11 protein-coding genes are annotated in these 12,754 nt (G+C 62.3%); 3 read left to right on the top strand and 8 right to left on the bottom strand.

Annotated features, from left to right (window positions below):
- Positions 1 to 53 precede the first annotated feature (53 nt).
- The 4 genes from WEB61_RS08705 to WEB61_RS08720 all read right to left on the bottom strand — a co-directional run bounded on the left by WEB61_RS08705 (position 54) and on the right by WEB61_RS08720 (position 4,708).
- Complete coding sequence (locus WEB61_RS08705; RefSeq protein ID WP_368063945.1) at positions 54 to 914, bottom strand: DUF4268 domain-containing protein; 861 nt, start codon at positions 912 to 914, stop codon at positions 54 to 56.
- 13 nt (positions 915 to 927) lie between these two features.
- The gene (locus WEB61_RS08710; protein WP_368063946.1) at positions 928 to 2,907 is read right to left on the bottom strand and encodes a hypothetical protein; all 1,980 of its coding nucleotides are present in this window, start codon (positions 2,905 to 2,907) and stop codon (positions 928 to 930) included.
- 43 nt (positions 2,908 to 2,950) lie between these two features.
- A complete protein-coding gene (locus WEB61_RS08715) occupies positions 2,951 to 3,598 on the bottom strand; it encodes a 2OG-Fe(II) oxygenase (RefSeq protein WP_368063947.1) in 648 nt (215 codons plus the stop codon).
- 111 nt (positions 3,599 to 3,709) lie between these two features.
- Entirely contained in the window at positions 3,710 to 4,708 is a 999-nt protein-coding gene (locus WEB61_RS08720; RefSeq protein ID WP_368063948.1) for a mitochondrial fission ELM1 family protein, read from the bottom strand.
- 98 nt (positions 4,709 to 4,806) lie between these two features.
- On the opposite strand from WEB61_RS08720, the gene WEB61_RS08725 reads away from it, so the two are divergent.
- Positions 4,807 to 5,292 carry an Lrp/AsnC family transcriptional regulator gene (locus tag WEB61_RS08725; RefSeq protein ID WP_368063949.1) on the top strand — a complete coding sequence of 162 codons (486 nt, stop codon included), beginning with the start codon at positions 4,807 to 4,809 and terminating at the stop codon, positions 5,290 to 5,292.
- 24 nt (positions 5,293 to 5,316) lie between these two features.
- Entirely contained in the window at positions 5,317 to 5,661 is a 345-nt protein-coding gene (locus WEB61_RS08730; protein ID WP_368063950.1) for a hypothetical protein, read from the top strand.
- Here WEB61_RS08730 and greA read toward each other — a convergent pair.
- From greA to carA, 3 genes are all read right to left on the bottom strand, one after another.
- Complete coding sequence (gene greA / locus WEB61_RS08735) at positions 5,631 to 6,104, bottom strand: transcription elongation factor GreA (protein ID WP_368063951.1); 474 nt, start codon at positions 6,102 to 6,104, stop codon at positions 5,631 to 5,633. The genes WEB61_RS08730 and greA overlap by 31 nt on opposite strands.
- A 188-nt stretch (positions 6,105 to 6,292) precedes the next feature.
- The gene (gene carB, locus WEB61_RS08740) at positions 6,293 to 9,553 is read right to left on the bottom strand and encodes a carbamoyl-phosphate synthase large subunit (RefSeq protein WP_368063952.1); all 3,261 of its coding nucleotides are present in this window, start codon (positions 9,551 to 9,553) and stop codon (positions 6,293 to 6,295) included.
- Positions 9,554 to 9,556: 3 nt separating this feature from the next.
- The gene (gene carA / locus WEB61_RS08745; RefSeq protein ID WP_368063953.1) at positions 9,557 to 10,756 is read right to left on the bottom strand and encodes a glutamine-hydrolyzing carbamoyl-phosphate synthase small subunit; all 1,200 of its coding nucleotides are present in this window, start codon (positions 10,754 to 10,756) and stop codon (positions 9,557 to 9,559) included.
- 359 nt (positions 10,757 to 11,115) lie between these two features.
- Here carA and WEB61_RS08750 point away from each other — a divergent pair, with 359 nt between their 5' ends.
- Complete coding sequence (locus WEB61_RS08750; protein WP_368063954.1) at positions 11,116 to 11,580, top strand: GatB/YqeY domain-containing protein; 465 nt, start codon at positions 11,116 to 11,118, stop codon at positions 11,578 to 11,580.
- Between the two features lie 12 nt (positions 11,581 to 11,592).
- Here WEB61_RS08750 and WEB61_RS08755 read toward each other — a convergent pair whose 3' ends face one another.
- Positions 11,593 to 12,561 carry a sigma-70 family RNA polymerase sigma factor gene (locus tag WEB61_RS08755; RefSeq protein ID WP_368063955.1) on the bottom strand — a complete coding sequence of 323 codons (969 nt, stop codon included), beginning with the start codon at positions 12,559 to 12,561 and terminating at the stop codon, positions 11,593 to 11,595.
- Positions 12,562 to 12,754: the final 193 nt, after the last annotated feature.

Here is a 12,754-nt window from a genome sequence, read left to right on the forward strand (position 1 = left end):
GGTGGCGCCTGCCGTCAAAACCCGAACATGTGATCGAGGCAGAAGCCTCTCTGTTAGTAGCAACGAGAAAGTGCTGCCTCGAACCGAACAAATGCATCGGTAGCAGGGGACGCAAGTTGATTCCAATCGGAACGTTGTCGGTAGTCACCATTTGCAAAAATATATTTTATGCCACACGTGTGGCCTTCTTGACCGCGCACAAGTTTCCGCCAGTCGAGTTTAGTTTCAACATCCGCTTCAATTTGATTCTTGCGAGCAAGGAATCTATCGAAAATATTGTGATTTAGTTGCTTGCCCGAGGCATTAAAAAACAGTTCCGCGCGGATCGACGTGCTTTTGATTGTAAAATAGTATGATGCACCATGTGGCTTTGAAGCAAAAGTCAACGCTGGTTCATGTAACTGAATGTGCTCGTAAGCCCTCGCGTAGAATCTTGGGTATTTCTTTTGAAGTATTGGATTCCGAGAAACGAAGAATGTCCAAAATCGCAGTTGTTGAAGCTGTTTCTCCATACTTGAGGGGCTTGAAGTCTCGGTGCTTACATCAGACTCCCATTCCTCTTCAAACGTTTCCATGTTCGCCATCGAGGTGGGCGGCAGTGTTGAGTTAGTAGGCTCGATCCGGCCGACAACATCGGCAATTCTATTCAGGGCATCTACTAGTTTGTGCAGTGGCAGCTCATAGAACTCGCGATTTGACGCGACACGATTTTCTCTCAGTTGAAGTTGTACTTGTTGCTCAACCGAGCGGCAGTCATCGACGAGCGCGGCATACTCCACTCTCCAAGGAAATGCTGAGCTCGTATTGTGAAGTTCGCGTGCTCGAATTTCTGGGCTGCGAGTGGTTATGCCCACCTTGAATAAATCGGCCCGAAGTTGCTCGTTGCTGAGGATGTAGATCCAGCCACGAGACATGGTGACAAGTCCCTCAGAACCCGAACATGTGGTCGAGGCAGAAGCTCTTGTCGCCGTTGACGAGACCGTGGAAGCCGAAAAGGCGGCAGCTTGTGTCGCGGATGATGACATAGCCTGTGCCGCCCATGCGTTCGCGCTCTTCGGCGTCGAACATTTCCGTCAGCCGCCAGTGCAGCGAGCCGCCGCAGGCGATTTCGACTTTCTTTTCGGCGACGGGTTTGCCCTCGGCGTTATGCAGGATCAGCAGGGTCGAACTCTTCCTGTGCCAGGGCGTCGAGGCCGGATAGATCAGGTGACACAAGGTGTCGAGCGCGCCTTCTTCAAGCGCAGGCCCGCCGATACGCAGGAAAAGCCGCGTCGTCAGGCCCGGTGGCTTGTTGGTGTAGCTCTGCGGCTCGTCCTTGTAGATGACGGCCGTGTTGTAGATATGCGCGCCGAAAATCGTCTCGGCGCGGTGGCCGCTCGATTTCTGTTCGAAGCGGCCGAGCGCGTGCAGCCAGCCATTGCCATCGCCGCCGTCGCGGAAGTCGTAGAGGAATTCGACATGGCCATAGCCTGACGGCAGCTTCACGGCTTCTTCCGCGATCCAGGCTTCGATATCGACCTCGACGCTTTCGCGGCGCGGAATGCGGCCGAGAAATTTCGTCGCGACGGTGACGCCGGTCGCGTCGATCATTTCGGCGCGGATCGGCATTTCGTGTTCGTCGCGCGCCATCGGCGTCGGCAGCATCACGGTCTTGAAAATGTCGCGCGGCAGCACCGGCAGCGGCATGATGTAGCCTTTGCCCATATGCTTTTCGAGCGATGCGATTTCCGGGTTGGGCTTCAGGTCGGTGCGCTCGACATTGGCATGCGCGATGCGGCGCTGGCCGGTTTCTCGCTTCACCTCGTAGCGCGGCCGCACGAAATAGCGCCCGGCGACGATCTCGATCTGATCGGGCCATTTGGCCTGCGGCAGCAGCTTGTCCACCTGAATGCCGCGCGTTGCGAAGGGCGGAATTTCGTCCTCATACCAGGACACATCCTGCGCACCCATGATGTTGAGGCCGACGGTGCGCGGCGGGATGGGCATCGGGTGCGAATTCTGGATATAGAGCGTCACGCGCTCATCCGCGTCGCCCGCCGGCATGCCGGCATAATAGTCCGCCGGCCAGGCATTGGCGTCATGGCTGCAGGACAAGGCAAGACCGTCCTCGCCATACATATCGAGCGCGTATTTCACCACATCGTGGCCCTTGATGCGCAGTGCATGAATGAAAAGCGAACCGGTGAAGTCGTCGAGGCCGAAACGATGGCGCACTTCGGCGCTGTCGATGATGAAGGGCGCGCCGGGCGCCGGCAGCGTCTCGCGCCATTCGGCCAGTTGCCTGCCCGTTTCGTCGAAGAGGCAGAGCCAGAGCTCCGGCTTTTCGGCGCCGTGCAGGGCCCAGTAATTGGCGCTGGCGACGCGGGTGTGCAGCCCATCGGCGCCGTTCGCGCCCTTGCGGTCGCGCAACAAGGCGAAGTTGGTGGCGAAGTTCAGCGGGTCGAGATAATTCGCCTTGTTGGTCAGCATGTCGTCCGGCAGGCGGATGTCGTCGAGTGTCGCGATGCGCGCGCCTTCGGGAAAGAGATGCGCGATCGACGGCAATGTCTTCTGCGCGTCGAAGGTGAGGACCAGAACCGCCTTCGCGCCCGATGCCGCGACGGCGCTTACGGGCTTCGCGTCGTGACCCAGAAAGGCACCGCCCAGATCTTCGACGCGCTGAACGAAATAACCGGCAATGTCGAGCCGCGACAGATCGTAATAGGCGTGGAAATTGCCGATGGTGCCGACGGGATCGTAAATCGCGACGGGGCCCGCCTTGGCAAGATCGGCGATCAGCGCGTTGCCTTTCGGCGCCGTCAGCGGATGGCCGAGCGCCTTGAAAAGCGTTGCGCCGCCCGCATTGTTGCCCGGCCGCCAGCCATGCGACAGATCGGCATTCTTGAAGGTTTCGATCTGAAGCGCCATGCCTCTGGTCCTTGTTGCAGCTTCGCTCCGCCCGGAAGGCGACTTAATAGGCATCGGTTGCGGCCTGCGAGCCGAAAGGGTTGAGGCGCTTCAGAAAAGCCGAAACACGGTGGCGGCGCTGCTCATGCGCCACGACGGCCTGGTCGCGCACCCAGTTCAACTGGATGGCGCGGCGCGGACCCTCGAAGGGCTCATGGCCATGCCACGATTTGTCGGAGCGCTTGAAGACGAGCAGTGTGCCGCCATTGGGCGAGACTTCCTCGGCCGCGTCGTTCAGGTCCGTCGCGGAGCGCAGGATACGCAGGCGGCCGCCATCCTTGTCCCACTCCTGATTCATATAGAGCAGCACGGTGATGATCTTCGATTCCGTGTCCGTATGAATCTTGCCGTTGTTGCGCGAACAGTTCCCGCGCACGGTGATCATGGTCGGGTTCGAGGAGAGATCGAGGCCGAATTTTTCCTCGATGGCTTCGCGGAAGGCCGGCCCTTCCAGTTCGTCGAGGAGCTGTTCGAAGGCGCCCTTGATGTCGAGTTCGCTGGGCGGGATCGAGCCGGTCGAAGCGATCGGCGGAAAGTCGGAAACGACCTTGTCGAATTCAGACGCGCGAATGAAGTTCGGCACCACGAAATATTCGTAGGGATCGGTCTTCAGCGGCGTTGCCCGCAACATGTCGATATCGAGGAGGCTCATGGCTCCGTGCCTTTGTTCATTCCAGCCCGTCGGGCTCATGCCGGCGATTTTCTGAAGGCTTGGCGCGGTTCGCAACAGCACAAATGTCGCGGCGTCCCATTGCCGCGCCGGTTAACCCTTTTCCGCGCGCGCCATGCGGTCTTTCAGCCGCGCGGCGATCGCACCCGCGATCTCATCGGTAGCATTTAATGGCGCGTAGTCCCAGCTTTCAAGACGGCCGGCAAAGGGCCGCGCCGCGCCATACTTGTAGATGGCATCCAGGAAGCGGCGAAACTTGGCATCCTTGTTCTCGCGGATTGCCTCCAGTTCGATCACATGCACGGGCTTTCCGGTGAAGGCCGCCTCGCCCACCATGTTGACCGAGTCGGCCGTCACCAGAACCGCGTCGGCAAGACCGAGAAAGCCGAAATAGGGGTTGTCGCCGGTGCCGTCCCAGACGACAGCCGCCTTGCCCGCGAGGCCCGCGCGGATCGCCCGTGTCTGCGCCTCGCCGGTGCGGCGCGAGGGCGTCACCATCAGCCCGGCGCCTTCGCGTTCGATCAGGCCCGCAAGCTGCGTCGCGATACGGGTTGCGGCCGCTTTATCCAGCCGGTAGGCGGCGTTCGTTCCGCCCAGCAGCACCGCGACGCGCGGATGCGGCAGATGCGCCACCTGCGCCTCGAAGCGGGCGGCATTGGCGGCCAGCTTTTCCTTCGTGACGCGATGCGGCGAGGCCAGTGTCGAGAACACGTTCGGCCCTTCGAGCCGGTCGTGAACCGAGGCCCAGACGAAATCGAAATGCCGGGGCGCGACGCGCGGGTCCTGCAGGATGACCGTGAAGGTCCGCCCGGCCGACTGGCGGCGGATCATGCGCGCATAAGGGATCGACTGGCGGCCCGAGGCGATCAGCAGGTCCGGCCAGGGCGGGGCGATGTCGGCTTGCGGCGCGGCCGGACCCCATGGCGCCAGCCATCTCCAGAGCCCCCGCGGCGACACCCGCTTGATTTCCGGTGTCGCACCCAGCGCCTCCGCGATGCCGATAACCTGGCTTTCCATGCCGGCCATGCCGTTGGTCAGCACCCAGACGCGAAGATTGCGCGCGGTCTCGCGAAGAGAGATGTTTTCGGTCATAATCGTGCGCTACTGGGTAATTTTATTACTGAATCGCGGCGGCTTTGAGAGTAAGGATTACGCCGCGATTCACAAGCCATCCGAATGACGGGGAGCCCATGAAGCGGGCAAAGCTCGACAAGATCGACCTGCAAATTCTCGCCGAGCTTCAGGCCGACGGGCGGATCACCAATGTCGAGCTGGCGCGCCGCGTCGGCATCTCGGCGCCGCCCTGTCTCAGGCGGGTGCGGGCGCTGGAGGAAGCGGGGCTGATCCGCGGCTATCACGCCGATCTTGAGGGCCGCGCGCTCGGTTTCGAAGTCACGGTTTTCGCGATGGTGGGGCTGCACAGCCAAGCCGAGGCCGATCTCAAGGCCTTCGAGGCCGAAGTCGCGACATGGCCGCTCGTGCGCGAGTGCCACATGCTCAACGGCGACATCGATTTCATATTGAAATGCGTCGCGCCGGATCTTTCGACCTTCCAGAGCTTCCTGACCGAGAAGCTGACGCCGGCGCCCAATGTCGCCAGCGTGCGCACCTCGCTCACCATCCGGCAGTCGAAACACCTGCCGGGTGTGCCGCTCGAGGCACTGGAAGAAGAGTAGCACTTTCCTGAGAGAGGGCTGCCAATGCCGTGTCCCGATCAACTGCCTGACTGGTTTCTTTGGGCGCCGATCATTGTCGCGTTTCTCGTTTCGCAGCTGTGCGGATGGAGCCTTTATGCATTGCACCGAAGCGGCAAAATCGAACTTGAGCGGTTCGGGTTTGCGATCAACAAGGTCCCTATCGTGTTTCCGCTGTCGCTCGGCACCAGCCCGAGCCGCTTCGTGCGCATGCTCGCACTGACTTACCGTCTGTCCGTCGCCGCTTTTATACTGAGCTTTGTCGCTGGCTGCCTGATCCAGTATCCGCGCGCCAACTGCATAGAAGGCGCGGAGACTTCCTACCCGAACGCGACTTTCAGGACTTCATAGCTCTTGCCGCCGCCCGGCGTCACCACCTCGACCGTGTCGCCGGCCGACTTGCCGATCAGCGCGCGGGCAAGCGGCGAGGTGATCGAGATGCGGCCCTTTTTGACGTCGGCTTCGAGTTCGCCGACGATCTGGTAGGTCGCTTCCTCGTCGGTATCCTCGTCGACCACCGTCACGGCGGCGCCGAATTTCACGGTGTCGCCCGAGAGCTTCGAGACGTCGATCACCTCGGCACGCGAAATCTTGTCCTCGAGTTCGGCGACGCGGCTTTCGTTGAGGCCTTGCTGTTCCTTCGCCGCGTGATACTCGGCGTTCTCGCTGAGATCGCCATGGGCGCGCGCTTCCGAAATCGCCTTGATGATGCGGGGGCGCTCCACGGATTTGAGAAATCTGATCTCGTCTTCCAGGGCCTTGTAGCCCTCGGAAGTCATCGGAACCTTTTCCATCTCTTTCGACGATCTCTCTCAAAGTTTGCCCCGCCCGGCATTTCAGCTCCGGCGGGTGCGGTCCGCATCATGAAAAATCCCGCCGGGCGCCGATGGGCGCCCCGAGCGGCGGGTGACAGGGGCCGATTGTGGGTCAGCGCGATGGGGCAGGTCAAATGCGTTTTGCACCCGCCACCTCCCGCACACAATTATTCCGCAGCATTTCGCCCCATATTGTAGGACTGCAGCGAGGCGACTTCCAGTTTGCCTTTGCGAATGGCCTCGATGCCTTCGACGGCGGCGCGGGCACCGGCCACGGTCGTATAGTAAGGCACCTTCATCATCAAGGCGGCGCGGCGCAGCGACATCGAATCGGTCAGCGCCTGCGCGCCTTCCGTCGTGTTGAAGACGAGCGCCACCTCGCCGTTCTTGATCGCATCGACGATATGGGGGCGGCCTTCCAGCACCTTGTTGATGGTCGCGACCTCGATCCCCTGTTCGGCCAGATAGCGCTGCGTGCCGCCCGTGGCCACCAGCTTGAAGCCCATCGAGATCAATTTTTTTGCGGGGGCGACGATCTTCGTCTTGTCGGCATCCTTCACCGAGACGAAGACGGTGCCCTCGACCGGCACCTTGGTGCCGCCGCCGAGCTGGCTTTTGGCAAAGGCCACCGCGAAGCTCCTGTCGAGGCCCATCACCTCGCCGGTCGAACGCATTTCCGGCCCGAGAATCGTGTCGACGCCGGGGAAGCGGGCAAAGGGGAAGACCGCTTCCTTCACCGCCACGCGGCCCTCGACTTTCGGCTTCAGGTTGAAGCTTGCCAGCGGCATGCCGGCCATCACCTTGGCGGCGATCTTCGCCACCGGTTCGCCGATCACCTTGGCGACGAAAGGCACGGTGCGCGAGGCGCGCGGATTGACTTCCAGCACGTAGATCGTGCCGTCCTGAATGGCGTATTGCACATTCATCAGCCCGCCGACATTCAGCGCCAGCGCCATCTCGCGCGTCTGCCGTTCGATCTCGGCGATGGTTTCGGGCTTCAGCGAATAGGGCGGGAGCGAGCAGGCGCTGTCGCCCGAATGCACGCCGGCTTCCTCGATATGTTCCATGATGCCGCAAATGACGACGTCCTTGCCGTCGCACAGCGCATCGACGTCGACCTCGATCGCATCGCGCAGATAATAGTCGATCAGCACCGGGCTCTTGCCCGAGACGATCACGGCCTCGGTGATGTAGCGGTCGAGATGCGCCGCGTCGCGCACGATCTCCATGCCGCGGCCGCCCAGCACATAGGACGGGCGGATGACGACCGGATAGCCGATGCGTTCGGCAATCGCCTTTGCCTCGTCCGCCGAACGGGCAATGCCGTTGGGCGGTTGCTTCAGGCCGAGCTTTTCGAGCAAGACCGAGAAGCGGTCGCGGTCTTCGGCAAGGTCGATTGCGTCGGGCGAGGTGCCGAGGATCGGAATCTTCGCGCGTTCGAGATCGCCGGCGAGTTTCAGCGGCGTCTGCCCGCCGAACTGCACGATGACGCCGAGAAGCGTTCCCTTCGACTGTTCGAGGTCGATCAGCTCCAGCACGTCTTCCGCCGTCAGCGGTTCGAAATAGAGGCGGTCCGAGGTGTCGTAGTCGGTCGAAACCGTTTCCGGATTGCAATTGACCATGATGCTTTCGATGCCGATTTCGTCGAGGGCGAAAGCGGCATGGCAGCAGCAATAGTCGAATTCGATGCCCTGGCCGATGCGGTTCGGGCCGCCACCCAGAATGATCGCCTTTTTGCGGTCGGAGGGATCGGCCTCGCAATCGGCCTTGCCGTCGAAGTCGGTCTCATAGGTCGAATACATATAGGGCGTCAGGCTTTCGAACTCGGCGGCGCAGGTGTCGATGCGCTTGTAGACGGGGCGCACGCCGAGGCCGCGGCGTGCGGCGCGCACCGTTTCTTCCTCCATGCCGCAAAGCTCGGCAAGCCGTGCATCGGAAAAGCCCATCGCCTTCAGCCGGCGCATATCGGCTTTCGTTTTCGGCAGGCCGTTTGCGCGCACTTCCGCCTCTGCGTCGATCAGGCCCTGCAATTGTTCGAGGAACCACGGATCGTAGGCGCAGGCCGCGTGGATCTGCTCGTGGCTCATGCCGTGGCGCAGCGCCTGCGCAATCACCAGCAGGCGGTCGGGCGTCGGGCGGCCGAGCGCGGCGCGGATCGCGTTCTTGTCGTCGCCTTCGCCCATGCCGGGCACGACGACTTCGTTGAGGCCGGTCAGCCCCGTTTCCATCGAGCGCAGCGCTTTCTGCAGGCTTTCCTGGAAAGTGCGGCCGATGGCCATGGCCTCGCCGACCGATTTCATCGCCGTGCCGAGCAGTTTTTCGGCGCCGGCGAATTTCTCGAAGGCGAAGCGCGGAATTTTCGTGACCACATAATCGATGGTCGGCTCGAAGCTTGCCGGCGTGACCTTGGTGATGTCGTTCTGCAATTCGTCCAGCGTGTAGCCGACGGCAAGCCGCGCCGCGACCTTCGCAATCGGAAAGCCGGTCGCTTTCGAGGCCAGCGCCGATGAGCGCGAGACGCGCGGGTTCATTTCGATGACGACAAGGCGGCCGTCCTTCGGATTGACCGCAAACTGCACATTGGAGCCGCCGGTCTCGACGCCGATCTCGCGCAGCACCGCGATCGAGGCGTTGCGCATGATCTGGTATTCCTTGTCGGTCAGCGTCAGCGCCGGGGCAACGGTGATCGAGTCGCCTGTATGCACGCCCATCGGGTCGATGTTTTCGATCGAGCAGATGATGATGCAGTTGTCCGCCTTGTCGCGGACGACTTCCATCTCGTATTCCTTCCAGCCAAGCACGCTTTCTTCCACCAGCACTTCGCTGACGGGGCTCGCGTCGAGGCCGCTTTCGATGATGTCGGCGAATTCCTGTTTGTTGTAGGCGATGCCGCCGCCGGTGCCGCCCATCGTGAACGAAGGGCGGATGATCGCCGGCAGGCCGACTATGTCGAGTGCCGCCATCGCCTCTTCCATATTGTGGGCGACGCGCGAGCGCGGGCTTTCAAGGCCGATGCGGTCCATCGCGTCGCGGAAGAGCTGGCGGTCTTCGGCCATCTCGATCGCTTCGCGCTTGGCGCCGATCATCTCGACGCCGAATTTTTCGAGCACGCCCATGTCGGCCAGCGCCAGCGCCGTGTTGAGCGCGGTCTGCCCGCCCATGGTCGGCAAGAGCGCGTCGGGGCGCTCCTTCTCGATGATCTTGGCGACGACTTCCGGCGTGATCGGTTCGATGTAAGTGGCGTCCGCCAGTTCCGGATCGGTCATGATCGTGGCGGGGTTCGAGTTCACCAGAATGATCCGGTAGCCCTCATCCTTCAGCGCCTTGCAGGCCTGCGTGCCCGAATAATCGAACTCGCAAGCCTGACCGATAATGATCGGCCCGGCGCCGATGATCAGGATGCTGTTTATGTCGGTGCGTTTGGGCATGACTTAACCGTGCGCCTCCTCGATCAGCTTCACAAAGCGCTCGAAGAGATAATGCGAGTCCTGCGGGCCGGGCGAGGCTTCGGGGTGATATTGCACCGAGAAGACCGGTTTGCCCTTCAGCCTGATGCCGCAATTCGAGCCGTCGAAGAGCGACACATGGGTTTCCTCAAGATCGGCGCCCAGGCTTTCGCGCGACACCGCGAAGCCGTGGTTCATCGAGGTGATCTCGACCTTGCCGGTCGTGTGGTCCTTCACGGGGTGATTGGCGCCGTGATGGCCCTGATGCATTTTTTCGGTTTTGGCGCCCAGCGCCAGCGCCAGCATCTGGTGGCCGAGGCAGATGCCGAAAACGGGCTTGCCGCTCGCCACCAGCTTTTTGATTTCGGGCACCGCATATTCGCCGGTCGCCGCCGGGTCGCCCGGACCGTTCGACAGGAAGACGCCGTCGGGCGCCAGCGCCAGAATGTCCTCGGCCTTCGTTTCGGCCGGCACCACGGTGACGCGGCAGCCGGCGCTCGCAAGGCAGCGCAGGATGTTGCGCTTGACGCCGTAGTCGATGGCGACGACGTGATGTTTCAGGCCCGTGGCCTGCTTGTGGCCTTCGCCCCAGACCCAGCGCGCCTCGTCCCATTTATATGACTGGCCGCAGGTCACGTCCTTGACGAGGTCCATGCCGACGAGACCCGGCCAGCCGCGCGCCTTTGCGAGCAGCGCGGGGATGTCGAAATTTCCCGAAGGGTCATGCGCGATGATGCCGTCGACATAGCCCTTCTCGCGGATGCGCCGCGTCAGCGCGCGGGTGTCGATGCCGGAGAGGCCGATGATGCCGCGCGCCTTCAGCCACTGGTCGAGATGGCCAGCCGCGCGGTAGTTCGAGGGATTGGTGATGTCGGCGCGGATCACGAGCCCACGCACGCCCGAGGCCGACGCCATGTTGGACGTCTCGATGTCCTCGTCATTGGCGCCGACATTGCCGATATGCGGAAAGGTGAAGGTGATGATCTGTCCGGCATAGGACGGATCGGTCAGGATTTCCTGATAGCCGGTCATCGCGGTGTTGAAGCAGACCTCGCCGACCGCCTCGCCGGTGGCGCCGATGCCGCGTCCCGAAAGCACCGTCCCGTCCTTCAGCACGAGGAGGGCGGTCGGCTTTTCGGTATCGCTCATCGTCTGGCTCTTTGCTTCGGGCGCCCGCGTGTTCATGCCGACTCCTCCCCGGAACTTTGCGGGCCCTCGGGCGCGCGCCGTTCCGTGGCGGCTTTCGTCGACACCTTCATACTGGCTCTCCAGGGGAGGGCGTGTCTGTCTTGGCCTGCCCGCAAGCGGGCAGGGGGCGGACGCCCCCGGCGACAGACTCGGTTTCCCGTTGAATTTGGCGGACACTAAGGGATCGACGGATTTCCGTCAAGACGCGGCGCGACGGAAATAATTCAATAAAATCAGTCTGTTATGGGGCGTGCGGCAACGCATCATTGAATTGCGCCGCCGGAGCGATTGGTTTAGCGTGGCGCCGATTCTGGCCCCGGCCTTCGTGCCGTGGGCCGCGACCATGGAGCGACCGGATGAGCGACAGTTTGCGCGACCGCATCAAGGCGGGCCTGACCGAGGCCACCAAGGCCCAGGACAAGCGGCGCATGTCGACGCTGCGCCTGATCCAGGCGGCGCTGAAGGACCGCGACATTGCGGGGCGCACCGACGGGCGCGATGCCGGCGTGGGCGAGGCCGAGATCCTCGAAGTCATGGCCAAGATGGTGAAGCAGCGCCGCGAGTCGGCCGAGACCTATGAAGCCGCCGGCCGCGTCGAACTCGCCCAGCAGGAGCGCGAGGAAATCGATATCATCGAAGGCTTCATGCCGAAGCAGCTGTCGGAAGCCGAAACCGAAGCCGCCGTCGCCGCCGTGATTTCCGAAACGGGCGCCGCGGGCATCAAGGATATGGGCCGCGTGATGGGCGAGCTGAAGAAGCGCCATGCCGGCCAGATGGATTTCGGCAAGGCCGGCGCCATCGTCAAGGCGAAGCTGGCCTAGCTTTCTTCCCCGTCAGTCCTGTGGCGGGCGGAGATGAACCCGGTAGGACGTGACCCGGCTCGGCAGGTTCATCGACCTTGCTACCTCCTCGATCACCTCCGGACAGGCGCAATAGTCGCGCACATACGAGATTGCGCCTTCCGTCTCACTGAAGCGCCAAATTTCCTCGATCTTCTCGCCGTCTTCTGCTTCGTTCCAGACCACGACGATCGGCTCGTCGAGATATATTCGCTTTTCCGCGCGGCGCGTGGGCATCTCGTCGCCTGGATGACCGTAGAGACAGGCGTGTAGCCAGCGATCCGGCTTCTGCAATTCCTCCCGTCCGCGTCCGGTGCCGAGCGCGAAGACTTCCGCTGTCACCGTTTCCAGCAGCAGCGCCGCAAGGCGGGCGAAATCGCCTGCGTTGAACGCCTCGACGAACTTGTCGATCAGTTCCTCCGTGGGGCGGTTCTGCGGTGTCTCGTTTTCCGGTTCGCCCAGTTTCGTGCGGGCACGGTGAAGTGCCGATTTGACGGCGCCGGTCGTCGTTTCGAGCATGGCGGCGATTTCCTCAAGCGTGAAGCCGCCCGCTTCCTTGAGGACAAGGGCGGCCCGTTCCTGCGGTGCCAGCCGGGAGAAAAGCGTCTTTCCGCCGTCGCGCAGCTCGACGGACATTTCCGCGGTTCCCGGTGCCGCCGCTTCGGGAAGGCCGTCGAGCGGGAGCGGTCTGGCCTTGCGTGTGCGGTCTATCCAGAGGTTTGTCGCCGTCCGGATCAAATAGGCGCGCCAGTTGGAAACGTCATAGTCCTCGAGCGCGATATTGGCGAAGCCGCGCAGCATCGCTTCCTGCACAAGGTCTTCGGCATCCCAGACGTTTCTGGCGAGGTAGCGGCAGTGGTGGAAGAGCGCCGTGCGGTGCGGTTCGATGGCGGCCAGATACCGTATCCAGGGTTTCCGCACGTCCATCCGGCCGATCTCGCCGTCGTCGTTTCCGTCCGGCATGACAAGGCTCCTCCCCTGTTTCATTGTCCCTCGCATGATAAGACGAAGAAGGAGGGCAAAAGGATACGTCCCGGTTTGGCCGTATCCCGCGATAGGCTAGACTTCCTCTCCCGGCACCAGAGGCCCCGCCATGTCCTTCCCCAAGTCCTTCCTCGATGAACTGAAGGGGCGCATCCGCGTCTCGGAGGTCGTT

The sequence above is a fragment of the Parvibaculum sp. genome (assembly GCF_040882025.1).
Lineage (GTDB): Bacteria > Pseudomonadota > Alphaproteobacteria > Parvibaculales > Parvibaculaceae > Parvibaculum.